Genomic DNA, 25,812 nt, shown 5'->3' with positions numbered 1-25,812 from the left:
GCGCCGTATATAGCTTTTAGCTGAAGTTGATACCAATGGGCACTGCCGTGCCCCTACAATATTTTGCATTCTTTTTTCAAATTGGTCTTAATTATTGAGGCGATCGCCATCTGCTTCATCAACAAAAAGATACCCGACTTTTTGAAAAAGTCGGGTATCTAATTACGAATTACGAATTACGAATTACGAATTACCTAATTTCTTCCAAATCCACCCACTCATCATAGGAAGAATCATAATCTAGGTAATGCACATAATATTGCTGTCCTTGAATTTTCTGAATACTGGCGGAATACCAATCTTCGTTGTCTTCATCCCAAACTTTGACTTTTTGATTCACAGCAAATCCATTGCTATCGGATGAGCCATGTTCGCGAATGCGAATTTCATCTTCGCCTACCCATTCGTTGTAGGATGAACCGTAGCCAATGTAATTGACAAAGAATTGGTCATTTTCGACTTTCTCAATTGTGGCTTGATACCAATCTTCTTCCTCTTCGTCCCAAACTTCTACATTTTTGCTGACTCCATACTGGTTAGTACCTGATTTAGCCGCCGATGAGGGTGCTGTGCTAGCCTGTAGTGCTGGTGGGGGAGTTTCGGCTTTCACTAAGGAGTGCGATCGCAAAATTATGGCGCGTGCTACTGATTGAATGCCTGTATGCTCGAAGTAATTGGTGGTTTGATCCAAGAATGCGGCGACAAAATCTAAGTTATCATCAGCAATCTGAATAAAGTTACCTAAATGGCTAGTAATCGATTGCGGTGTTAAACCTGTCTTAGCTACTAAGCCATTCATCCAGCCTTGTACGGAGTTGAAAGCTTGAGTAATAAAACCAAATTTCTCGGAGGGATTATTACCAGGCAAAGCGGTATTAACTGCTAAGAATACAGGATTTTGCGCGACTGCGCCGACATCAGCACCAGTAAGAATGCTGTGAATTTTGCCCAGAAAATCAGGCCCTAATGGTAGTAGTCCATCTATGCAGACTAAGGCTATCATCCGCATCAGGGAAGCATCTTGATAGTTGTCGGCTAGAGATTTAGCAAATTCTTGGGGATTAGGACTAGGAATACCATTTATTTTCGAGAAGGCAATAATTTCAATCGCAATTTTTAAAACTAAATCTATAGTTTGAGTTACGTCTGCTTTGGGAGTAATGTTACTTAAAAAAGACAGAAAACCGATTTTTTCACCCACTTTATTCGCTAAAGCTGCTGTCGCCATAGCTGTGTCGGCTTTATCGATGGTTTGATATAGTTTCACCGCCATCTGATAGCCATTTTGCGGATCGTGATAGAGAGAAACAGCGCGATCGCGGATTCTTTGAATAACTGCTGGGTCAGTCTCCCCCGTAATTGCACGTACACTATTGTCAAAACCTACCAGGTTGTTCCACTGTCCGGGAGCAACATAATTGAGAGCGTTTAAAACCTTGATGCTGATATTATCACTTGGTAATTCGTCAACCAACTGCACAATTGATTTATCCATGAGCGGGTTCTCCCAACGCCAAAACATAGTATGCAATTATACTCAATCATTTTGCAGAGTTGGTTGATTTATTAAGAGATAGAAATTTTTCGCCTCTGGAATGTAGCAAGAGTTGTTGGGGAAGGGGGAAGGGGGAAAAGGGGAAGGGGGAATGGGAAAGGGGCAAGAAAAAACCTTTAAGCCTTACCCTTTCACCTTTTCCCAAAACCAATTTTGAATTTTGAATTTTGAATTCGGAGCGCAGCGACGTGACCCCTTGACAACCCGAACAAAAAAATATGCAATCTAGATGTGTATTAGCTTACCGGCGAAACTTTTGAGGATACTGTATGGCAAGCGAAGAGAATTCTATTTTCTCAGAGCAGATCGGGCTGATAGATCGGGTTTTGGCAGCTTCTACCGATCATATCTACATTAGCGATCGCAGCTTACGCTATGTTTATGCCAGTCCCGCAGGGTTAGCAGCTTTGGGTTTGGAACAGGCGCAATTGCTAGGTAAAACTTGGCAAGAGTTAGGATTTCCAGCTGACATTATGGAAGTATACGATTTGCAACGCAGATCTGTATTGCAGACGGGAATTCCGATCCGAGGTGAAACTCGTTTCCCCACGATTAATGGAGTTAGGTACTATGAATATGTGATTTCTCCCATTGAAAGAAATAACGGAGAAATTGAGGCAGTCATTACTACCAGCAGAGACATTACAGAACGCCAGCAAGCAGAAGCAGCATTACGCCAACTCAGTGAGGAGTTAGCCGTCGTTAATGAGTCCCTGCGCCGAGAAATTGCAGAACGTCAAAGAGCAGAACAAGCATCTCAAGAAAGCCAAATGCGATTTTCTGCTTTAGTAGATGCCATGTTTGAAGGCATTTTGATGAAAGAGCAGGGGAAAATTATTGAAGCCAATGCTGGGTTCGCCCGAATGTTTGGTTATACCTTAGAAGAAGTGCTCGGTAAATCAGCGACCGATTTTCTCACGCCGGAATCTGGAGAAACTTTGTTGCATCATATTGAGAACCAGTATGAACTGCCTTATGAAATTACTGGGATTAAAAAAGATGGCACCCTCATTCAATTAGAGGTAGTAGGTAAACAAAGCTTGTATCAAGGGCGGAGTGTGAGGATTTCGGCAGTACGAGATATTACTGAGCGCAAAAAAGCCGAAACTGAACGCAATCAACTACTACAACAGTTAGAAGCGGAACGCAGCCGCTTAGAACAAGTCCTGCAACAAATGCCTTTAGGTGTGGCGATCGCAGAGGCTCCTTCAGGAAAACAACTGTTTCACAATCAAGAAGCCGTCAGGCTGTTGCGGCATCCTTTATTACAAGCCCAGACTTACCAAGAGTACATTAACTACGGTGCAATTCACGAAGATGGGCAACCCTATCAACCCCAAGAGTATCCCCTAGCCCGTTCGCTGCTTTCTGGTGAAATCATTAAAGGTGAAGAAATACGCTACCGCCGAGGTGATGGCACATTCACCCTGTTATCTGTGAGTGCAGCGCCAATTATGGATCGAGATGGGCAAATTATCGCCACTGTCAGCGCTTTTGAAGATATTTCGGAGCGGAAACAAGCTGAACAAAGGTTAGCTAAAGAATCTCTGCGGATTCAAACCCTGTTTAAAACCTCCTTTGATGGCATTGTCATTTTAGACAAACAAGGTAACGTTTTAGATGCCAATCCCCGATTTGCAGGAATGCTAGGTTATAATTCCCAAGAAATTGCCAAAATCAGTATTTTTGATTGGGATGCTCACTACACCCATGCAGAACTACAGCTTATGATGCAAAACTGCCGGAATTACGACAGTGGGATTTTAGAAACTCAGCATCGCCGCAAAGATGGCTCAGTCTACGATGTGGAAATTAGCTTTAATATTGTGGAATGGGAAGGAGATGTTCTGCGATTCTGTGTTTGTCGAGATATTACCGAACGCAAACGCACAGAAGCAGCCTTAAGGGAAAATCAAATTCAGCTGCAGCGTCAACTAGCAGAAATTGAAACTATCTACCAATCAGCCCCCATTGGCTTAAGTGTTTTAGATCCAGATTTGCGCTTTATGCGGATTAATGAACGCCTAGCCCAAATCAATGGTTTTCCGATTGATGCACATATCGGTCGGACAGTAAAAGAGCTGCTACCTAATATAGCAGATGCCGCAGAACAACTGTTACGCTCCATTTTGACAACAGGCAAACCTGTACTCAATATAGAAATAACTGGGGAAACTCCAGCTCAACCCGGTGTGCAACGGACTTGGTTAGAAAGCTTTCTACCATTGAAAGATGGCGAACGCACTATTGGTATCAGTATAGTGTGTGAAGAAATTACCGAACGCAAACAAGCAGAACAGAGTTTGCAAGCTAGCGAAGCCACTTTACGCCTATTTGCCCAGTATGCACCGGCTGGGATTGCCATGTTGGACAGAGATATGCGCTACCTCATAGCTAGTCAACGATGGGTAGATAGCTATCAGCTCGATACAGTGGAATCTCTAATTGGGCGATCGCACTACGAAATTTTTCCCGAAATTCCCGAGAACTGGCGACAAATCCATCAACGTTGTTTAGCTGGAGCCAGTGAACAATGCGATGAAGATTTGTTTATTCGCGCCGATGGTACCCAGCAGTGGATTAGCTGGGAAATTCATCCTTGGCATACCGCTACAGGTGAAATTGGTGGCATTATCATTTTTGGTGATGATATTACACCACAAAAACAAGCCAAAGAAGCACTGCGTCAGAGTGAATATTTGTATCGCACCCTAGCTCACAACTTCCCCAATGGTGGAGTTAACATTTTTGACCGTGATTTACGCTATCTGCTATCTGATGGTACAGAAATAGCCAAAGTTGGGATGACAAAAGCACAACTTGAGGGACATACTCTCTGGGAAACCGTACCACCAGAAACTAGTGCGGTTTTAGAACCACACTATCGAGCTGCATTGGCAGGAGAAACCACAATTTTTGAACTTTCCTTTGGCGAGTCTATTTATCAAATCCATACACTCCCCCTATTCAACGAGCAAGGAGAAATATTTGCAGGTTTATCCATGTCGCAGAACATTACTCTGCAAAAGCAAGCAGAGCAAACACTCAAAATGGCACGGGATGAACTAGAACTGCAAGTTCAAGAACGTACCAAGCAACTGCTGGAAACTAATGCAATTCTGCAAAAACGGGAACAAGAATTTCGGACATTAGTAGAAAATACACCCGATGTCATTAGCCGGCATAATCGCCAATATCGTTATCTTTATGTCAACCCTGCTAGTACACAACAGTCGGGAATTCCAGTCACAACCTATCTGGGTAAAACACCAGTAGATTTAGGCTATCCCCAAGAAATTGCTGATTTTTGGACAGCATCCCTAGAAACTGTCTTTACCACAGGCAAAATGCAGATAGATGAATTTCGAGTTCCTCACCAAGATGAGTGGAAAGTTTACCAAACTTACGTAGTTCCAGAGTTGGGAGTAAATGGTGAAGTTGAGTCTGTTATGACAATTTCTCGCGATATTACTGAACTCAGAGAAGCTGAGGAATCATCCCGAAAACTAGCAGAAGAACTGAAACGCTCCAATCAAGAACTAGAACAATTTGCTTATGTCGCCTCTCACGATTTACAAGAACCGCTCAGAGCCGTCACTAGTTTTACACAAATGCTAGCAAAGCGTTATCAAGGACAACTCGATGGGAAAGCAGATATGTATATCGAGTTTATTGTCGATGGCGCAATCCGGATGCAGCAACTCGTCAGGGATTTATTAACCTACTCTAGAGCCGGTCGCTATCAACCAAAGTTACAATCAGTTGATTGTAATGCCTTACTCGAACAGGTTAAAAAAGATTTGCAAATCACCATTACTGAAACTCAAGCCACAATTACCGCAGATCCTTTACCCACTGTGCTTGCCGATCCCACCCAACTGTCAAATTTGTTCCTAAACTTAATTGGCAATTCCTTGAAATACCGTAGTGAATTCCCCCCAAAGGTATATATTTCTGCTCATAAAAATAGATTATCATTGACAGAGCAACATTTCCCTGAAAATTGCAGCCCGCTTTCTGCGAGTTCCCAGGAAGAATGGGTATTCACTGTTCAAGATAATGGAATTGGCATCGAACCACAGTACGCCGAAAGAATATTCGGAATCTTTCAACGGCTTCATGCTAGTGATGAGTACTCTGGTACTGGCTTAGGATTAGCCATCTGCAAAAAGATTGTAGAACGGCATAGTGGGAGAATTTGGGTAGAGTCGCAACTTGGACAAGGAGCTACTTTTTACTTTACAGTTCCCATTGGTAATTAGAATTGAATATGTCATCTTACAATCGATTCAAAGTACTCCAAATTTTACTTGTCGAAGATTCCAAAAGTGATGCCGTCTTGATAGCAGAAACTCTGAGCGAAAGTAAATTCCTCAATGAGTTAAATATTGTGCGAGATGGAGCCGAAGCCAGCGATTATTTATATAGGCGCGGAAAATATACAGATGTCAATCGCCCTGATTTAATTCTGCTAGATTTAAATTTACCAAAGAAAAATGGTAGAGAATTACTAGCAGAAATCAAAGCAGATGACAATCTCAAAAGTATTCCTATTGTAATTTTGACCACTTCCTCGGCTGAAACTGACATTCTCAAGAGTTATCAGCTCAACGTTAATTGCTACCTTGTCAAACCAGTTGATCTAGAGCAATTTATCCAGGTTGTCAGATCAATCGAGTATTTTTGGTTAGCACTTGTTGAGTTACCCGCTCATCAGCATAATTGAAATTGCCAATTTGAGATTGCAAGATGATTATCTGCACAAGCAAAATTAAAAATTAAATTTTAATTTTGGTGAATTATATTTCTATTAAAAAATAGTTGTTATTTTAGGACTGGAAAATTTGTGATGGTCTGGGTGAGATAATTTATGGAAAGTGATATACTCGCGGTTCTGCTTGTAGAAGATAATCTTGCTGATGTGGCAATATTGACAGAAATATTACAGGATAGTGATGCTCAGTCCTGGCAGATAACTCATTTCAAACGGTTGCATCTTGCACTCCAACAACTACAAGATAGCGAATTTGATGTGATTCTTTTAGACCTCTCATTACCCGATTCGCAAGGTCTAGATACTGTTATTCAAATGCAAGCAGCAGTTCCACATCTGCCAATTGTAGTTCTCACCGGATTGCCAGATAAAAAACTAGCTCTAGAAGCCTTAGCTGTGGGGGCACAAGATTATTTAGTCAAAGGACAAATTTCATCCCAATTATTAGTCAAAACGGTTGAATATGCCATCAAGCGGATGCAAATTTTGCGGAAAGAAAAAGAACTTAGCCAAATGCGGGCGCGATTCATTTCTACAGCATCCCATGAATTTCGTACCCCTTTAACTATTATTGCCTCCTCTACTGAATACCTAGCAGCTTATAGCTATCGTGTCAGCCAAGAAAAGCAACAGCAACATTTAGAACGCATCGAGAAAGCCATTAAACATATGACTCAGTTGCTTGATGATGTATTGATGCTTAATCTAGCCGACCTTGAGCAGTTGCAGTTAAATCTAGAAACATTAGATTTAGTAAAATTTTGCCATGATTTAGTAGCAGATTTAGAAGCCAATAGCTACGGGCATAGAATTATTTTTACTGCTACTAAAAACCATCAGCAACTTACAACTTTGACTACTAAAATTGACCAAAAACTGATTCGTCAAATACTGACTAATCTGTTGAATAATGCTCTCAAATATTCCTTGCCAGAGAGTATGATTGATTTTCAAATAATAGTCAAAGATTGTGATATTATTTTTCAAATTCAAGATTACGGAGTAGGTATTCCGCAGGAAGACCAAGTGAACTTATTTCAGCCTTTCCAGCGAGCGCGGAATGTAGGTACAATCTCCGGTACTGGTTTAGGTTTATCAATTGTCAAGCGGTGTGTAGATTTACATAAAGGTACAATTACTGTTAGTAGTCAAGTCAGGCAAGGAACAATATTTACAGTCAATATTCCTTATATTGGTGGAGACTGTAATCTCACACTCAATTAATTGATCAATACAATTTGAAAACTAAATAATTCTCCCAAAAAATCGCAGGCGATGACTCTTGAGGGACAGCATACTTTACTTAAACCAAGGTAGTAAGCTGAATGTACCGCGTTCGTACATAATAAATACCCCCAAGCCAATCAATACAAAAGGAACGATGTGCTTGCCGTAGCGACTTAAAATATATGCAATGGCAGGATGACGGCTTAAAAAGTAAGCGATCGCACACCAAATTGTTACCATTACAAAAAAGACTATTAAAATCACTCCTAAGCTGCTCAGGCTCTGACCAGCAAATAAAGGAATATATATACTAATATTGTCGCCACCATTAGCAATTGTCACGGCTGCAACTTTATAGGTATAAGGATGCAGAATACTCCAAATAAGAGCAAGTATGCGGTTATGGGGTGATGTTTGTGTAAAATCATGAGATACTGTTTGCACTTCTGTAGTATCTTCGTTTCTCTCTAATAAGTGCTTAATACCAATGACGATTGGTAGTATTCCCAGTAATCCAATCCATTCTCTCGATACGACTAAACCACCAAAAAATCCTGGTAAGCTAGCCAGGATAATCGCCGCAAAACCAAGGTACTGACCAATAAAAATATGTCGCCGTCGAAAGTTACTATCTATTTGCGAAAAAAATAGCAGTAAGATTAGTATGTCATCGATATTTGTAGCTGCAAAAGCGATTATTCCTTGTGTAAAAGCTGTACCAAGCTGGCTCATGGTGGCTGATAAAAAGATACAATTTACACCATACCAAATTAAGAACTCCTAAAAGTCTAATAAAATACTCTCGTAGTTAGGATTTTGCTCATATCCCAATACAGTTCAGATAAGATTATTCGTGACTGATTTGTCAGTTGTGGAAACAGCTAGCTCAATTGGGGGATTCTCCCCCAAACCCCCGATTGGGTGACGGTTGCGTCCCCCAAACCCCCTCCAAAATTATTGTTGAGTTTTTTGTTGAGTAACTAGTTTTTTGGTTTTGTTGTCAATTAATTTTCTTAACTGAACCGTATTGGGTTATATCCCTAAATATATGAGTGAGTTAACCACAACAATTAGCACCGCAATTGCTGCTTTTAGCGCCACAAACATAGATGATATTGTAATTTTGTTGCTCTTTTTTGCCCAAATTAATCCTAATTTCCGTCCTCGTCATATAATTTTTGGGCAATATTTAGGCTTCACTATATTAATCATTATCAGTCTTCCTGGCTTTTTTGGAGGGTTAGTTCTACCACCAAATTGGATTGGCTTACTTGGCTTACTTCCCCTATCTATTGGTATTAGTAGCTTGGTAAATTGGCAAGCAAAACAGACAGAGGAAGTAGTAACAGCAATTGCCGACTTTGAAGATTCTAATATGGCAATTGTGGCATCGCTGACTGTTGCTAATGGCAGCGATAATATTAGTGTTTATGTACCTTTATTTGCTAACAATAATTTAGAAAATTTACTGATAATGATTGCTATTTTCTTTCTGCTTTTGGGAATATGGTGTTACGCTACATACCAACTAACCCATCAGAAAATAATAGCGAATTTCTTAATTCACTATGGCAACAACATCGTGCCTTTTGTTCTGATGGGATTAGGTGCTTTTATTGTATTGAAGAGTCAAGCTTTAAGCCTAATAAAGCTAGGTGCAAGTTGTCTTTGTTTGACGATTTTGTTAAAAAATCATGAAAATGCCCAAGAAGTTGACAAAAATTAGGCACTATATCAAGTCCGGCTAATTACTTACGATATGCTTGGTCTTGTTGGTCATTGGGAACTGGGAAGTGGTAATTGTTAAACTGTATTTTTCTTTCCCATTACCTATTACCAATTACCGACCTTCACAAATATGATAAGTCCTCAAACGGATATGATATTTAGACTTTACTTAACCATTCGCTTTCCTCTGGATCTCTAAACAATGAGGTGCTGAGGTAACGTTCGCCGAAGCTAGGCTGCACCATCACAATCAAACGTCCCTCATTTTCTGGACGCTGGGCGACTACAAGGGCTGCATATAAAGCTGCACCTGCAGAAATACCTGATAGTAATCCTTCTTCTTTAGCTAACCGCCGGCTATAAGATATCGCCTGTTCATCGCTAACTTGAATCACTTCATCCACGAGATCTGGACGATAAATTGCTGGGACAAATCCAGGGCCAATTCCTTGGATTTTATGGGGGCCTGGTTTACCACCTGCTAAGACAGGGCTGTTGGTAGGCTCAACTGCGATCGCTTTAAAACTGGGCTTACGTTGTTTAATAATTTCAGAAACGCCTGTAATTGTCCCGCCAGTACCAACTCCGGCGATGAGAATATCTACCTGTCCATCTGTATCAGCCCAGATTTCTTCGGCGGTAGTCAAAGCATGAACTTTGGGATTAGCAGGGTTGCGGAACTGCTGCAACATATAGGCGTTAGGCGTGTTGGCAACAATTTCCTCAGCCCGCGCGATCGCTCCCCGCATCCCTTCAACTCCAGGCGTTAATTCTAATTGCGCGCCATAGGCTTTGAGCATAGCGCGGCGTTCCTGGCTCATCGTATCAGGCATCGCTAGAATAAGATGGTAACCCTTAGCGGCGGCTACCATTGCCAAAGCAATCCCTGTATTACCGGAGGTTGGTTCTACCAAAATGGTTTTTCCTGGCTCAATCCAACCGCCTTTTTCCGCCGCTTCCACCATGCTGACACCAATTCTGTCTTTAACAGAAGCAGCTGGGTTCATGCTTTCTAGCTTCACCACAATCTGAGCAAGCGCGCCCGCAGCTTGGGGAATCTTATTTAATTGAACTAAAGGAGTCCGTCCGACTAACTGTGTAATATCTTTGGCTATCCGCATAAGGGGTACTCCTGCGTAACTAAATGTAATACATGGGACTCTGCTGTAAACGAGCTTCTCTTTGCTGGCATAAGTCTTGGAGTGTGTAGCTATTTAAAACCTGTATTGAGGCTGTATTAGCTTGCTCCCAAACTTCCAGCACTAAACTCCTTTCCAGAGTGGGAGATGTGGAGCTGTCTTTGTCTTTGCGCTCACCTTCCACCACCGTGACAATCTCCAGTAAGGTAATTTGCCAAGGCTCACGAACTAAAATAAAACCGCCTTTCGAGCCACGTTGACTCTGCACCACACCAGCACGCCGCAGGTTGGTCAAAATTTGTTCGAGATAACGTTCTGGGATGGGTTGTTTGGCGGTGATTTCGCTCATTGTGAGAGGAACTTTTTTGCTGTGGTTGCTTGCTAACTCTAAAAGTGCCAGCAGAGCGTATTCAACTTTGGAAGACAGATCCAGGAGAGCGTAGTTTTGGCTATTCAAGTCTGTACTCAATATACTACCGTTGGTCGATGGATTTACCGGGATTTATGTGAAACTAAATATTACTGCTTAAACGCAACGTAACTTGTTTCACAAATACTCATAATTTTATCGACTTACCGTAGATTATCTTATAAAATTTTGATAAATAGTCTGAATATTTCAGAAAAATTTCAGAACCCTACCCATGAAACAGCAAGGAGTAGAGAACGGAGCAACGGAGACTGCTGTAGAGTCATTCCGCAGTTACAAGCAGTACTCGTTGCTTCCCCCTGCTCCCCTTCGGGTTCACCAGTCGCTCATGGGGGAAACCCCCAAGACCGCGCTGGTTCACCTGCTCCCTGCACCCCTGCCTCTGAATAACCATCTCATCCACAACTGATGTATGTTGCTAACTGATTTGCGAACAATTTATGAGCGCGATCCCGCAGCTCGTAACTGGCTAGAGGTATTGTTTTGTTACCCTGGGCTGCAAGCCTTGCTATTTCATCGCCTAGCCCACAGGCTCTATAAAATCGGGCTTCCTGTCATCCCGAGATTGATTTCCCATATCAGTCGGTTTCTGACTGGGGTTGAAATTCACCCAGGTGCAGTGATTGGTAAAGGTGTATTTATCGACCACGGTATGGGAGTAGTAATTGGCGAGACAGCAATCATCGGTGATTATGCTTTGATTTACCAAGGCGTAACCCTTGGTGGGACTGGAAAAGAAAGCGGTAAGCGCCATCCCACATTAGGTAGCCATGTAGTTGTAGGCGCAGGTGCTAAGGTTTTAGGAAATATTCAATTAGGCGATCGCGTGCGTGTAGGAGCAGGTTCTGTAGTACTGCGAGACGTACCCAGCGATAGTACTGTCGTCGGTATACCCGGAAGGATAACCCGCCAAAACAATCTTAGTGGCGATATTCTCGCCCACGGTAAAGTCCGCGACGTAGAAGCAGAAGCCATCCGCGCCTTATTTGAAAGAGTAAAATCTTTAGAGAAACAGCTAGAACAATTGCAAGCCGAGTCCAACTTTTCGCCCATTCACGTACATATTCCCGAACCTCACCCCAGCACAACCGAAAGCGATCGCGTCATCGAAGACTTTTTAGATGGTGCGGGAATCTAAATTTGTCATTTGTCATTTGGTAATGGGTAATTGGTAATTGGTAATTGGTAATTGGGTGTTTGATGTTTCTCCCTCATCTCCCTCATCTCCCTTATCCCCAGTCCCCAGTCCCCAGTCCCCAGTCCCCAGTCCCCAGTCCCCAGTCCCTTATCCCCAGTCCCCATTTCTTCCTGCTATTCTCCATTTCCCTGTGTCTTAGGTATTGTGGGTAGAACAGGACTATAGGGATGTTGCTCAAAATTTCTCTGGAATCTCCGCTATTTTTCTTATTGATAACTATTAGTTTTCTGTTAGTAACTTTTACTGCTTGGCTATCACCACAACCATTGCTATTGAAATCTTTTGGTTTTGAAGATGTTGTACAGGTACTCACTTTACCTCTGTTCATTTCTCTTTTATTGGAGCGTTCTTTAGAAGTTTTTATTACTACCTGGCGCGGGCCAACTACAGAACAGTTAGAAATGAGTATTCAACAACAAAATGCCATCATTGCCGAAAGAAAGAAGCTGATTCCAGAACAGCAAGCAGAAAATCAAATACCACCTTTAGACCCTAACCCTATTATTGTGAATGAGTCAGGCGGAAGTACGTTAGAACAGCAACTAATCCAAAATTTTAGTCAAACTCCAGCAGATGTACTGACAAAGTTACAACCCCATATTGATGATTTAACTACCAGAATTAAAGATGTAAATGAAAAAGAGCGCAAACGATTAGCTTACAAGTCAGATACTAGAATAATCGCTCTATGGACATCTTTATTATGCGGTCTATTAATCAGTGCTATCGGTATTCGCTGCATCGAACCACTAATTATTATTGATACAACTAACCCTATTCAAATAAGTATATTTCGTTGTTTAGATGCCTTATTAACTGGTGGTTTAATTGCTGGCGGTAGTGAGGGAATACATAAGTTTATTCAGGTTTTTACTGATTTTTTAGAAGCTACTTCTAACCAAGTTAAAGATAAGAGATTATCCGGTTAAAAGGCTATTTATAAACTGCAATGATTTCGGAACTTAAGAAAGTGGGACTTAGCCGCAGGGCATCATCTTTCTCGGTGCCATACTCTCTGATAATGCACCCTACTGAACTAACTATAGGAATCCGATTTGATTTGTGAAAAATCTCAGCTTTGGCAATGATGCGTTACGCTATCGCTAACGTATCGCTAACGCATCCTACTTTAACTATGAAATCTGCTCAAGCATTTTATTGGGCATTGTTAGCGAGAAATACTGTAAAGATAGTACCGCGAGGATGATTATCTTCAACAGTTATACTGCCTTGATGTGCTTCAATTGCCATTTTGCAAAAGGCTAACCCTAAACCAATTTGCGAAACATTTTGCATGAGATTGCCTATCTCATATTTCTCGAAAATACTCTGCCTTAAATCTTTGGCAACTCCAGGGCCGGAATCAGCAACTTGTACTTTTACTCCACCTAATTCTAAATACTCTGCCCGCAAAATAATTTCTGAGTTGGAAGGTGAAAATTTAATGGCGTTAGAGAGCAAATTATCTAGTACTCGCCGAAAAATAGAGGCATCGACTTTGATATTGTCTTTAAATTTAGGTAATTCTGTCACTAAATTCAAGTTCTTTTGAGCAGTAATTGCTTCTACATCAGCGACAGCTAACAAACACAGATCGCCTATATCTACTTCTGAATAGTTAAGAATCATTTTGCCAGATTCTAACTTGGCCATGATTAACAAGTTATCAATTAATAATTGTAGTTGCTGGGAAGCGATCGCAATTTGTTCGAGTTTACGTTGCAGTTTCTGTGGTGTTAAACCTGGTAACCGGAGAATATCAGTGGAGAGAAAGATACTAGATAGCGGGTTACGCATATCATGAACGATCATGTTCACCATATCTTCTCGCAGTTTCAACAAGGATTGCAAATTGTCGTACTGCTGCTTAATCCGCAACATAGAGTTCACTCTAGCGCGTAACTCGACACCGTTAACTGGTTTACTAATAAAGTCATCTGCACCCGTTGCTAAAGAACGCGCTAAATCTTCTTTATCGGTTAATGCTGTCACCATAATAATTGGCACAGCTTGCCATTGCGGATCGGATTTGATATGACGACAGACTGCCATGCCATCCATCTCTGGCATCATCACATCTAGTAAGATGACATCGGGATGAAAACTTTCGAGGCGTTCTAAGGCTTGCTTTCCACTAGGTGCGTAATATAGCTGGTAATTTTCACCGTCTAGCAGTGTTTCAACAACATCAAAGTTATCGGGTTCATCATCAATTACCAAAATAGAAGCTTTAGTATCCATCGGCAATTTCCGTTACCTTCCTAAAAGTTGTTGAATTGTGACTGCTAGCTGCTTGAGTTTAATAGGTTTACTTAAATATTCGTTTGCTCCTGCATCTAAACAATTTTCGCGATCGCCTGGCATAGCAAGAGCTGTTAATGCAATAATCGGCACATGGTCAAATTGCCGGTCTTGACGGAGATGGCGCATTGCTTCTATTCCGTCCATAACTGGCATTTGGACATCCATTACTATTAAATCAGGTTGTTGAAATTTGGCAACTTCAAGGGCTTGTTGACCATTTTTTGCCAAAATTAGGCGATAGCCACGACTTTCTAGATAACCGGACATTGTATCAATGTTTGCCTGATTGTCTTCTGCCAGCAGAATTAGCGGCGATTTAGCAGCTGCTTGTGGGGCAACAATCAACGCTGTGGAATCATGACTGGGAATATATTGCAGTTTCTCTAGGGTTGCTTGAAACTGTTGGCGAGTAATTGGCTTAACTATATATTCCGCAGCTCCTTGAGCCAATCCTTTGGTGCGCTCGTCTACTACAGAAATAATGATGACTGGAATCTCTTTAGTTTGTGGGTTGTTTTGCAGTTGATTGAGCACATCCCAACCGGAAAGGTTTGGTAATTGCAAGTCTAAAAGGATGAAAGCAGGCTGAATGCGTAGTGCTTCATCTACAGAGCCTTCGCCGCGTGGATAGACATTAGGTTGCATCCCCATTTCTGTGAGATAGCGAGTAATTTGCTCGGCAGCAGGAATGGAGTCTTCAATAATTAAAACTTGAGTATTATCCGCAGGAAGGCGATGGCTGGGTGATGGAGCCGTTACTTGCATTGTGGACAAAGGATCGTTGGTGTTGTAGGGAATACGAACAGTAAAACAACTACCTTCCCCGACTTTACTGCTCACTGAGACAGTTCCGCCATGTAAGGTAGCAATCCGCTGTACAAGTGCCAATCCTAAACCCGTGCCATTGTACTGTCGGTTGAGGCTGCTGTCAAGCTGGATGAAGGGCTGAAATAACTTATTGATATCTTCTATGCAAATGCCGATACCAGTGTCAATGACGGAGAAGCAGATGTGGGGGGATGAGGGGGAATTAGCTTCCTCTGCTTCTTCCAGAGAGATTTCTAATCTGACTGAACCGCCTTCGGGAGTGAATTTAATGGCGTTGCTGAGGAGGTTGATCAGGACTTGACGCAAACGGCGATCGTCTACATAAATATTGCCCAGATTGTCGGCAATCCGAGTACTGAGTCCGATATTTTTCTTCAAAGCCATCTGTTTGATGAAGCTGATACTAGCATCACACAGAGTTCTGGCAGGAACATCGCTCAGTTGCAGTTCTAGTTTTCCAGATTCGATTTTAGATAAATCTAAAATGTCATTAATCAGTTCAAGCAAATGTTTGCCGCTGCGCTCAATGGTAGAGATGGCTTTAATTTGTCGTTCATTGACTTCGCCAAACACGCCTTCTTGCAAACCCTCAGACATTCCCAAAATAGCATTAAGTGGGGTTCGCAGTTCATGGCTCATATTTGCCAAAAATTCGTCTTTCAGGCGGGTAGCACGAGCTAATTCGACGTTAGCGTGTGCTAGCTGCTGATTTGTATGCTGCAGTTGTTCTTCGGCTTGTTTACGTTGAGTAATATCTTCGTAAGAACCCAAAATACCAATGACTTCACCTGTGCTATTAGTTAAGGGTACTTTACTGGTTCGCAGCCATATTTGCTCACCATTGAGATTGACGGTTGGTTCTTCATAGCCTAGTTTGGCGGTTTTGGTGTTGATGACAAAGGCATCATCTGCACGGTAGAGGTATGCGAATTCTGACCAAGTTAAGTCTAAGTCTGTCTTGCCAATAATTGCATCGGGAGTTTGCTGACAATCGTTGGCGAAACTAGGATTACAGCCTAAATAACGCGATTCGCAATCTTTCCAAAATACGCGTTGGGGAATTGTATCTAGTACCAAGCGCAGCATTGTACGGGATTCTTGCAATTCTCGTTCTGCTTGTTTGCGATCGCGGATATCAAAGATGCTGGAACGGCTAGAGATAAAAGTACCATCTTCATCTTTGACAGCAGTTGCATTCAGCAGCACTGGCAAAATTGTGCCATCTTTGCAAATCATGTCAAATTCTAGGTCTTTCACCCAGCCGCGTTCTTTAAATTGCGGATAGCTGGCTAAAAATACTGGGCGGCTGGCTTCTGTAATATAGTCAATAAAGTGTTGTCCGATGATTTCTTCATAGGTGTAGCCCAACCATTGCAGCTCTGTATCGTTGATGTTGACAAATCGACCGTCAACATCAAGAGAATGGTAGCCGCAGGGGGCATTGTTGTATAAATCTGCTAACTCGCGTGTATATGTTGCCAGTATTTCTTCTGTTTGTTTGCGATCGCTAATATCTGTGATGCGGACTAAATTTAGTCTCCGTCCTGCTACGGTAATTGGTTTGGAAGCGATGTTTCCCCAAAAGCGATCGCCTTGATAATTGACATATTCAACTTCTCTGCTCCAGAAGGCTTTTGACTCCATCTCCGCTGCAATAGCTGCTAGTTCGTCTTCCGAAAATGGCTGGTGCTGAAGTGTGTGTCCAGCAATACCAATCAGGTCTCCTTTATGATGAGCAGTAAACAATTCTACAGCCCGGCGATTACAATCAATAGTTAGTAGAGTTTGCGGATCTACGAGAAAGATGGCATCAGTAGATTCGTTATAAATTACTTCCCGTAAGTCTCGGTTACGGATAAGTTCTAGTTCCGCTAATTTACGTTCTGTAATGTCATAATTGACACCCACCATTCTGAGTGCCTCACCCTGTTGATTTCTTTTGATCAGAGCGTAGGCTTTAATATAGCGGATGCTGCCATCGAGATGAACAACACGAAATTCCGTATTATATTCCATCTCTCCCTGGCGTACTCGCTCACTAAATTCTTCAGATGCAGCGCGATCTTCTGGATGAATGCGTTGAATCCAAGTTTCATATACTCCATCAAACTCAGAAGGTTGCACGCCGTAAAGTTCGTACATCCGCTCATCCCAGAACAGCACATCATTGACGATATCCCATTCCCAAATGCCGAATCCGCCCGATTGAACTGCTAAGGTCAGCCTATCCGACAATTTTCGCAGTTTATCTTCATTGCGCTTGCGTTCAGTGATATCTGTGAGTGTACCAACATACCCCACAACGATACCATCGGGATTGATTTCGGGTAATGCATAACCAGAAAACCAGTTGATGTTACCATCTGGGCGAATATACCTGCCTTCTCTTTGGAAAAGTCTTCTGGGCTGAGATAATTGCCTCCATTGAGACCATTCCATCAAAAGTTGATCGCGATCTTCAGGGTGCAAGACATCTAAATATCCCATTCCCAATGCTGCTGGTATTGGCTGTCCTGTCATCTCGCACCAGCGCTCGTTGACGTAGATACAATTACCTTCTGCATCAAATCGAATAATCCCCACGGGCACTGCTTCTGCTAAGGTGGCATAGCGGCGTTCGCTTTCTTTGAGGGCAATTTCTGCCTCTTTACGGTCAGTAATATCTGTTATGGTGCCAATATAGCCCATTAATCTACCATCTTCGCTAATTTCAGGTACTGCTTGGCAGTAGTGCCAGATTATAGTTCCATCGGGGTGAAGATACCTGGCTTCATGTTGAGTAAATTTTCCTTGGTCAAAGCCGTTATCCCATTCCTGTGAGATGCGATCGCGGTCTTCTGGGTGTAAGGCATCTACCCATCCCATACCCAATGCAGACTCGGCTGTTCGGCCTGTCATCTCACTCCAGCGATCGTTGACATATATACATTCACCTTCAGCATTAAAGCGAAAAATCGCTACTGGTGCTGCTTCTGCTAAGGTGGCATAGCGGCGTTCGCTTTCTTTGAGGGCAATTTCTGCCTCTTTACGAACAGTGATATCTGTGAGTGTGCCAATATAACCTAGTAAATTACCATTGGCATCAATTTCCGGCACCATTTGGCTATAGAACCAGCTAATGCTACCATCGGGTTTCAGATGTCTACCTTCACTAGTTTTCCTGCTTTTTTGTGCAAAAGATGTTGATGTAGCCGTTAAAAGTTGCTCGCGATCGTCTGGGTGCAATGCTTTGATCCATTCTTTGCCTAATGCTTCCTGTGTAGGTCTCCCTGTCATCTCACTCCAGATCTCATTGACATACACACAGTTACCTTCGGCATCAAACCGATAAATGCCTACTGGTGCTGCTTGTGCCAAATCTGCATAGCGGCGATCGCTTTCTTGGAGGGCAAGTTCTGCCTCTTTACGATCTGTAATATCGACAATGGTACCGATGTAACCAATAATCTCACCTTCTTGGTTAGTTTCCGGTAGCATATAGGAGTCAAACCAGGTAATGATACCATCAGGACAAAGATGTCTACCTCGATTTTTGAACACTTCTCCTGGTTTATATGTTTGTGCCCATGCTGCCCATTCCTTACCCATGCGATCGCGATCGTCTGGATGAATAGCTTCTAACCACTTTAAACCCATCGCATCTTCAGTTGGTCTACCTGTGATATCGCTCCAGCGATTATTCACATAAATGCAGTTCATTTCAGAATCTAATTGATAAATCGCTACTGGCGCAGCTTGGGTTAAGGTGGCATAGCGGCGATCGCTTTCCTGCTGGGCAATTTCTGCTGTTTTGCGCGCGGTGACATCTGCCAAAGTGCCAATGTAACCGATGATGCTGCCCTCGGAGTTAGTTTCTGCTAGTACATAGCAGTAATACCAGGTAATAGTGCCATCAGGTTGCAGATGTCTGCCTTCACTACGGTAGATTTCTCCTAGCTGAGATGTTTGTGACCATCGATACCATTCCTGCCATGCGCGATCGCGGTCGTCTGGGTGAATAGCTTGTAACCATTTGAACCCCATCGCATCTTTAGTTGGTCTGCCTGTCATCTCACTCCAGCGATCATTGACATAAAGGCATTTACCTTGAGGATCAAAGCGGAAAATAGCTACTGGAGAAGCTTCTGCTAAAGTTGCATAGCGCCTCTCACTTTCTTGCTGGGCAATTTCTGCTTCTTTACGTGCAGTGATATCTGTTAATGTCCCCACATAACCAATAATTTTACCTTCTGTGTCGGTTTCGGTGATCACTTGGACGTAAAACCAGGAAATGCTGCCATCTGGAAGTAAATGTCTGCCTTCATCTTGCCGCAATCTTTGTGTTTCAGATGAATCAGACATATTACCAAGAAAGCGATCGCGGTCTTCGGGATGGATAGCATTTAACCATTTGTAACCCATTGCTTCTTCGGCTGGTCTGCCTGTCATTTCACACCAGCGCTCGTTAACATACATACATTGCCCATCCCCATCTAGTCGGAAGATAGCTACTGGTGAGGCTTCTGTTAAACTGGCATAGCGGCGTTCGCTTTCCCACAGGGCGGCTTCTATTTGTTTGCGACTGGTAATATCCGTAAGTGTACCGATATACCCAATTAAGTTACCATCGGGATTAGTTTCAGGTACTAACTGGGCGTAAACCCAGGTAATGCTGCCATCTGGACGTAAATGCCTGCTTTCGTTGCGAATCAATCTTGGGGTTTTTGATAATGATTGTGACCTTTGCAAAAGCATATATTCGCGGTCTTCTGGATGCACTGCATCTAACCATCCCGTTCCTAATGCCGATGCAGTTGGTCTACCAGTCATCTCGCTCCAGCGTTCATTCATGTAAACGCAATTCCCTTCTGCATCAATGCGGAAAATTGCCACTGGTGATGTTTCAGCTAAGGTTGCATAGCGGCGTTCGCTCTCACGCAGGGCTGCTTCTATTTGTTTGCGCTCTGTAATGTCATAATTAATACCTACTGCTCGTTGTAATTCACCCTGCTGATTACGTTGCAAAATAGCCGCAGCTTTGATGTAGCGGATGCTGCCATCGGCGTGAATAGCGCGAAATTCTATATCTAAGTCTTTTTCTCCCCGCAGCGCAGCTTCCGCGCTAGCTTCAGTTTGAGCACGATCATCTGGATGTATGACATTTAACCAATCTTGATACAGTGCCCAACCTTCAGACCCTGGCACAATACCATACAGCTCATACATTCGCTCATCCCAGTGGTTTTGGTTGTGGATGATATCCCAATCCCAAGTACCAATTGCACCTGCTTTCAGTGCCAAAGATAAGCGATCACTGAGGTTGCGTAATTGTTCTTCTGCCAGTTTGCGATCGGTAATATCCTGAACTGTACCAATAAACTGTTTTGGCTGGCCACTGACATCCAAAATGACTTCGCCTCGTGCTAGTGCATGGCGCAAACTGCCATTGGAGTGATAAAAACGATATTCTATCTCGTAAGATGTACCTTGTTGACGGGCTTGCTCTACCACATCATCATGGAGAGAGAGATCGTCTGGATGAATTAATTGGCGTAACTCTGCATAGGTTGGCATACCAGATTGAGGATCGCGTCCATAAATCTCAAAGCTTTCTGCCGACCAATAGATTTGTTGCGTTTGAAAGTCAAATTCCCAACTACCCAAACGAGCAATTTGCTGGGCGCTAGCAAGATGGGCAGCATTTTTTTTGAGTTCCGCTTCCATCTGTTTTTGTTGGGTGATATCTTTAGCAATGCCCAGAAATCCCCAAATTTCACCATCTGGTTTTCGCAAACAAGTTGTTGACAACAAAACCGGAAGACGATCGCCATTTTTGCGGATGTATGTCCATTCGTCTTCGTAAGTGCCATCTTGGTTTTTGATGATAAAAAATTCTATAGGCGAGGCTATTGGTCTACCTAACTTTCTTGAGAGAATTTCTGAGCGTTCCTGAATTTCTACCAAATCATGAAACAGTCCTGGAGTGTTATTAATCGCTTCTTCTGCTGTATAGCCCAACATCTTTTGGGCACCACTATTAAAGGTTTGAATCAAGCCCTGAGAATTGACGGAAATAATCGCATAATCAGAGCCATCCAAAATTGCCTGTTGCAGACTGCTCAGGGCCAACAACTCGGCTTCTGCTTGTTTGCGTTCGGTGATATCCTTTGTAGCACCACTCATGCGAATGACATTACCCAATTCATCCCACAAAGCCTGACCCCGGTTTAATACCCAAATGTAGGAGCCATTTTTGTGCTTTACTCGGTATTCATCCACAAAAAATGGCGTTTTTTGAGCAAAATGCTCATTCAATGCTATTTTAAACCGTTCATAATCATCAGGATGAATTCTGCTCCACCATGCTTCGATATTGGAATCCATTTCATCCTCAGTAAAGCCTCGCATTTCTTTCCAGCGAGTTGAGAAGAACACCTCATTAGTTTTGAGGTTCCAATCCCAAATGCCATCATTGCTGCCCTTAAGCGCCAATTGCCAGCGTTCTTCGCTTTCTTTTAAAGCGGCGGTACGTTGTTCTACTCTGGCTTCGAGTTCTTGATTGAGTTGTTGTAATGCTTGTTCTGCAAAAATGCGATCGCTAATATCAATGCAGGAACCCATATAGCCCAAGAATTCGCCTTCACTGGTAAATCGGGGGACTCCTTTATCTAAAATCCAACGATATTCACCATCAAAGCGTTGCAGGCGGTATTCAATTTGGAACTCTTGGCGGTTATCAAAGGCATTAATATAAGTTTCTTGGCAATATTGATATTCCTCTGGATGTACTTTTTCTAGCCAACCATTACCTAGTTCTTGTTCTAAAGTTCTGCCAGTAAATTCTAACCAACTGCTATTGAAATAGTGGCATAATTTGTCAGTTCCCGACATCCAAATCAGCACCGGGCTGCTGTCTGCTATGTGGCGGAATCTTTCTTCACTTTCCTTGAGAGTAGCTTCCGCTTGTTTGCGCTCGGTAATGTCTAAATCAATCCCCATCATCCGGGTAGGATTACCTTGCTCGTCATAAAAGACTTTTCCTTTACCCAGTGCCCAGCGAATTGTACTATCAGGTTTAATAAAGCGAAATTCGATGTTATATTCTTGCTTTTGATAAACAGCCGCATTAATTGCTTGTAAAACTGATTCTTGATCCTCTGGGTGCATAATGGACACAACGGTTTCATAATTACCGTTGAAAGTGCCGGGAACTATACCAAATAGTCGTTCCAGGTTAGGCGACCAATAAATTTCTCCTGTGGCAATATTCCAGTCCCAATTACCCATACCAGCAGCTTCTAGAGCCATATTCAAACGCTCCTGATGCTGTTGGAGTTCTGCTTCCATTTGCTTGCGGTGGGAAATATCTTCGATCACAGAAATGAAATATTGTGGTGCGCCAAAGCGATCGCGTACTAGGGAACAAGTCAAATTCGCCCAGACAATCGCTCCATCCTGGCGAATATACCGCTTTTCTAAAGAAAAGGTCTGAATTTCTCCTGTGATTAGTCTTTGACTTTGCTGTAAACCAGCTAACACATCGTCTGGATGGGTAATATCCTGAAAGGTTAATTTCTGGAGTTCAGCTAAAGGATAGCCGGTAATGTCACAAAACTTTTGGTTCAGGCGGATAAATTGCCCACTCAGCGATACATGGCTAATTCCTACTGCTGCTTGCTCAAAGGTGCTGCGGAAACGTTCTTCACTTTCTCGGAGTTTTTCTTCAGCTTGTTTGCGATCGCTGATATCTATCAAAACGCCTAGCATCACTAATGGAAGTCCGTTATCGTCGTAAACTGCCCTGCCGCTTGAAGATATCCAGTGAATGCTTTTATCTGCCCATACTACTCGATATTCCACAACATAATCTGTTTTGTTAGCGATCGCTTGCTGTAGTTGTTGTTGTACCCATTCTTGATCCTCAGGATGAATAAAGCTCAACCATTCTTCATTAGTAACGTTGATGCTCTTTCTTTCATAGCCAAAACAACGAATGGCATTGTCGCTAGCAAATATTTCATCGGTAATAAAGTTCCGCTCCCAATAGCCAATATGAGCAAAATCTAGGGTAAGCTTCAGCTTTTCTTCGCTAGCTTGCAGCGCTGCTTCCATCCATTTTCGTTCTGTGAGTTCTGTCTGCAGTTGCTCATAGGCATTTGCTTGCTGAATTGCCAGTGATAATTGCACCCCTAGCTGATCCAGTAACTCTAGTTCCATCGCTTCCCAATTGCGCGTTCTCGAACATTGATGAGCAATTAATAATCCCCATAAACTATCCTTCACCAAAATGGGAACTGCTAAATTGGCTTTGACTTCAAATTGTTCTAATAGCTGTAAATAACAATCTGTTAAACCCGCTTGATAAATATCATTGATTGCTTGTTTTTTTCCTTGGTAATATTTATCTCCATATCCTTCTTGAAAGCAAGTATCTTGAATTTTTGTCCCCAGAGAAACCGTCCAACCAGGAAGCACTGATTCCGCTACCACAGTGCCACTCATATCCGGATGAAATTGATAAACTAATACCCGATCTGCTTTCAGAAACTGGCGTACTTCTTTGGCAGTAATCCGCAATATTTCTTCTAGCTTTAAAGATTGGCGAATTCTTAAAGCGATTGCTGCAATTAAGTGTTGTTGCTCTCGACTTTGTTCTAGCTGCCGTAATAAGCGCACCTGCTCTACTGCATAATGAATGGCACTGTGCAAAATTGTCGCTGTCAGCTGGCTTTTGAGTAAATAATCCTGGGCTCCATTTTTCATTGCTTGCACAGCAATAGTTTCATCTCCCTGCCCAGTCACCATAATCACAGCCGATTGCGTATTTCTTAGATGTTCTCTAAACTGCCGAATAAAGTCCAACCCGTCACCATTAGGCAACGCAAAATCCAGCAAAACCACATCTGGTGTCTCGTAGTGACACCAGTTCATTGCTGCGGTTGCTGTATCAAACTCTAAAATGCGATAAATATAGCGGTTATCGTGCTGCAAAAAGCGACGGTAAGTCACCCGATCTTCAGCACAATCGTCAATTAGCAAAATAGTTAGTAGGGAGGGGTGACTCATACAGCACAATTGTTAACGCGATCGCGTTTCACAAGCGATTGTACCTCCATATCCATCAAGTTAAAAACCTTACTTAACATATAGATAGGTTAGAGATTAATCTATAGTTCAAGTGAGAAGAAGCAGAAGTCTTTCATTCAATAGATTGATGATCAGGAGACAATAGATTGTGCGCGCAATAACACCTGTATTGTGGCATGGTTCAAAATTACAGCAATCAGCTAATGCGCTTAAAAGTTTGCATTTTTTTTGTGAAGAAAATCTTTAATTATGAGAATGGGTAATGAGTAATGGGTAATGATTATTTCCTCTTGTCCCCTCATCTCCCAACCTACAGGAAGCCCTTCTGTTTCAGAGACGCTAAGGCGAATGGGTGAATTCTGAGGATACCTACAGTTCATTATATGCCGGGGAACCCGTCCACCAGAGTCGCTCACGGCTTCGCGTCTGCATTCTCCGAATTCCCATTACCCCTAATCCCTACTACCTGCGGTCGTGGGGCCAGAGTTACCCAGCCCCCAACCCCGTTGGGTTTGTTGAATTGGCGTTGTTGAAAATTTTCATAAAATTTGGATGATTTATTATCCAGTATAGACATAGTCAGAATGCAATAAATATACAAGATATATAAGTATTTATACGTCTCACACATGAATACATACTCTTGAAAATCAATCATTATAGCTGGTAATGGATTTTGTGCGATCGCTTTTTTATCAGGTATTTATACCATTTATCCAAGTTCTAGCTACAGACAATTCGCCTCTTAAGTTGAGAGTGCTGAGTCACCGAAGTTCAGATGCTTGCGGCAAGCCCAGCTTGGTTAAGCGTAGGGGTACAGGTGAATCCTTCAAAGACGCTATGCGGTGAAATTAGTTTTATTGTTACTGCTTCCCCTGCACCTCCTACTTTTGATTTGCAAGTCCCTGTTCCCTTGTTATTCAAAATTCATCCTTACCTGTCAACTCTTTTTCAATTGCATCTGCACCATAGCCCACAGCTAAAAGCGTATTTTTCACAGTTTCCGCCTCACTATTGGCTGCTATCTTGGCAGTAAATATAGCCATGTGAGTTTGCTCTTTAGTCAAAACTTGCCAAGCAGCTATTTTGTTTAAACCACTATTTTCTAGTAGCTTGTTAGCAATTTCCGTGGGAATCGCTCCCTTAGTTACATATCCTGGAGATGAAATATAACGAATTTCTAAGTTGCCGAGTTTTTCGGTTCTGGATTCAATAAATACTACTTGGTTGCGTTTATTTTCGGTTTGTATTAATAATTTAAAATCTCCATCAGGTAGTAACTCATATTTAGCCCCTAGCTTATCTAAAATATCTTTGATGCGCGCATCACCTGTAGTTTTGGGAGTTTGAGCCGACACAATTTGCATAGATACGGCAAAGCTGGCAAAAGACAAAATCGCCAATTTAAAAATAATTTTCATGATATTTTAGGGTATTTGGTAATCAGTGCTTTGGTTGAAATTTTTCTTTATTTCACAGCATCGTGAATTTTAGAGATAAAAATTGAATAAATTATCGAGCCAATAAAGAAGCATTCCAGTATGAAACAAATCTAAAATCTAA

At 42.3% G+C, this 25,812-nt stretch carries 13 protein-coding genes; 6 read left to right on the top strand and 7 right to left on the bottom strand.

Annotated features, from left to right (window positions below):
* Positions 1-190: 190 nt before the first annotated feature.
* A complete protein-coding gene (locus AACU25_RS14315) occupies positions 191-1,495 on the bottom strand; it encodes an agenet domain-containing protein (RefSeq protein WP_096583750.1) in 1,305 nt (434 codons plus the stop codon).
* 329 nt (positions 1,496-1,824) lie between these two features.
* Between AACU25_RS14315 and AACU25_RS14310 the strand changes: the two genes are divergently transcribed.
* From AACU25_RS14310 to AACU25_RS14300, 3 genes are all read left to right on the top strand, one after another.
* A complete protein-coding gene (locus tag AACU25_RS14310; RefSeq protein WP_096576655.1) occupies positions 1,825-5,817 on the top strand; it encodes a PAS domain-containing sensor histidine kinase in 3,993 nt (1,330 codons plus the stop codon).
* An 8-nt stretch (positions 5,818-5,825) separates the two neighbouring features.
* On the top strand, positions 5,826-6,281 hold the full coding sequence (locus tag AACU25_RS14305; RefSeq protein WP_096576653.1) for a response regulator: 456 nt from the start codon (positions 5,826-5,828) through the stop codon (positions 6,279-6,281).
* A 144-nt stretch (positions 6,282-6,425) separates the two neighbouring features.
* Positions 6,426-7,553 carry a hybrid sensor histidine kinase/response regulator gene (locus tag AACU25_RS14300; protein ID WP_096576651.1) on the top strand — a complete coding sequence of 376 codons (1,128 nt, stop codon included), beginning with the start codon at positions 6,426-6,428 and terminating at the stop codon, positions 7,551-7,553.
* Positions 7,554-7,628: 75 nt separating this feature from the next.
* Here AACU25_RS14300 and AACU25_RS14295 read toward each other — a convergent pair whose 3' ends face one another.
* A complete protein-coding gene (locus AACU25_RS14295) occupies positions 7,629-8,288 on the bottom strand; it encodes a cadmium resistance transporter (protein ID WP_096576649.1) in 660 nt (219 codons plus the stop codon).
* Positions 8,289-8,604: 316 nt separating this feature from the next.
* On the opposite strand from AACU25_RS14295, the gene AACU25_RS14290 reads away from it, so the two are divergent.
* Positions 8,605-9,282, top strand: coding sequence for a cadmium resistance transporter (locus AACU25_RS14290; RefSeq protein WP_096576647.1), 678 nt, complete (start codon positions 8,605-8,607; stop codon positions 9,280-9,282).
* Positions 9,283-9,442: 160 nt separating this feature from the next.
* On the opposite strand, the gene cysK is transcribed toward AACU25_RS14290, so the two are convergent.
* Complete coding sequence (gene cysK / locus AACU25_RS14285) at positions 9,443-10,405, bottom strand: cysteine synthase A (protein WP_096576645.1); 963 nt, start codon at positions 10,403-10,405, stop codon at positions 9,443-9,445.
* A gap of 19 nt (positions 10,406-10,424) precedes the next feature.
* Entirely contained in the window at positions 10,425-10,880 is a 456-nt protein-coding gene (locus AACU25_RS14280) for an RrF2 family transcriptional regulator (RefSeq protein ID WP_321206735.1), read from the bottom strand.
* Positions 10,881-11,265: 385 nt separating this feature from the next.
* On the opposite strand from AACU25_RS14280, the gene cysE reads away from it, so the two are divergent.
* Both cysE and AACU25_RS14270 read left to right on the top strand, forming a co-directional pair.
* Positions 11,266-11,991, top strand: coding sequence for a serine O-acetyltransferase (cysE, locus tag AACU25_RS14275; RefSeq protein WP_096576639.1), 726 nt, complete (start codon positions 11,266-11,268; stop codon positions 11,989-11,991).
* 227 nt (positions 11,992-12,218) lie between these two features.
* Positions 12,219-12,980: a hypothetical protein gene (locus AACU25_RS14270; RefSeq protein ID WP_096576637.1), complete on the top strand. Its 762-nt coding sequence runs from the start codon at positions 12,219-12,221 to the stop codon at positions 12,978-12,980.
* A gap of 226 nt (positions 12,981-13,206) precedes the next feature.
* On the opposite strand, the gene AACU25_RS14265 is transcribed toward AACU25_RS14270, so the two are convergent.
* The 3 genes from AACU25_RS14265 to AACU25_RS14255 all read right to left on the bottom strand — a co-directional run bounded on the left by AACU25_RS14265 (position 13,207) and on the right by AACU25_RS14255 (position 25,670).
* Entirely contained in the window at positions 13,207-14,292 is a 1,086-nt protein-coding gene (locus AACU25_RS14265) for a hybrid sensor histidine kinase/response regulator (RefSeq protein WP_096576635.1), read from the bottom strand.
* A gap of 12 nt (positions 14,293-14,304) precedes the next feature.
* Positions 14,305-24,228 carry a PAS domain S-box protein gene (locus AACU25_RS14260; protein ID WP_096576633.1) on the bottom strand — a complete coding sequence of 3,308 codons (9,924 nt, stop codon included), beginning with the start codon at positions 24,226-24,228 and terminating at the stop codon, positions 14,305-14,307.
* Between the two features lie 941 nt (positions 24,229-25,169).
* On the bottom strand, positions 25,170-25,670 hold the full coding sequence (locus AACU25_RS14255; protein WP_096576630.1) for a hypothetical protein: 501 nt from the start codon (positions 25,668-25,670) through the stop codon (positions 25,170-25,172).
* Between the last annotated feature and the right edge of the window lie 142 nt (positions 25,671-25,812).

Origin of the sequence: Tolypothrix tenuis PCC 7101 (assembly GCF_963874875.1) — a bacterium.
Classification (GTDB): Bacteria; Cyanobacteriota; Cyanobacteriia; order Cyanobacteriales; family Nostocaceae; genus Aulosira; species Aulosira tenue.
The sequence above is the reverse complement of the archived record's forward strand: the minus strand, read 5'-3'. Positions and strand labels throughout refer to the sequence as shown.

Bases quoted from the DNA above. Each gene is read 5' to 3' on its own strand.
- AACU25_RS14315 (WP_096583750.1), bottom strand. From the start codon at position 1,495: ATGGATAAATCAATTGTGCAGTTGGTTGACGAATTACCAAGTGATAAT.
- AACU25_RS14310 (WP_096576655.1), top strand. From the start codon at position 1,825: ATGGCAAGCGAAGAGAATTCTATTTTCTCAGAGCAGATCGGGCTGATA.
- AACU25_RS14305 (WP_096576653.1), top strand. From the start codon at position 5,826: ATGTCATCTTACAATCGATTCAAAGTACTCCAAATTTTACTTGTCGAA.
- AACU25_RS14300 (WP_096576651.1), top strand. From the start codon at position 6,426: ATGGAAAGTGATATACTCGCGGTTCTGCTTGTAGAAGATAATCTTGCT.
- AACU25_RS14295 (WP_096576649.1), bottom strand. From the start codon at position 8,288: ATGAGCCAGCTTGGTACAGCTTTTACACAAGGAATAATCGCTTTTGCA.
- AACU25_RS14290 (WP_096576647.1), top strand. From the start codon at position 8,605: ATGAGTGAGTTAACCACAACAATTAGCACCGCAATTGCTGCTTTTAGC.
- cysK (WP_096576645.1), bottom strand. From the start codon at position 10,405: ATGCGGATAGCCAAAGATATTACACAGTTAGTCGGACGGACTCCTTTA.
- cysE (WP_096576639.1), top strand. From the start codon at position 11,266: ATGTTGCTAACTGATTTGCGAACAATTTATGAGCGCGATCCCGCAGCT.
- AACU25_RS14270 (WP_096576637.1), top strand. From the start codon at position 12,219: ATGTTGCTCAAAATTTCTCTGGAATCTCCGCTATTTTTCTTATTGATA.
- AACU25_RS14265 (WP_096576635.1), bottom strand. From the start codon at position 14,292: ATGGATACTAAAGCTTCTATTTTGGTAATTGATGATGAACCCGATAAC.
- AACU25_RS14260 (WP_096576633.1), bottom strand. From the start codon at position 24,228: ATGAGTCACCCCTCCCTACTAACTATTTTGCTAATTGACGATTGTGCT.
- AACU25_RS14255 (WP_096576630.1), bottom strand. From the start codon at position 25,670: ATGAAAATTATTTTTAAATTGGCGATTTTGTCTTTTGCCAGCTTTGCC.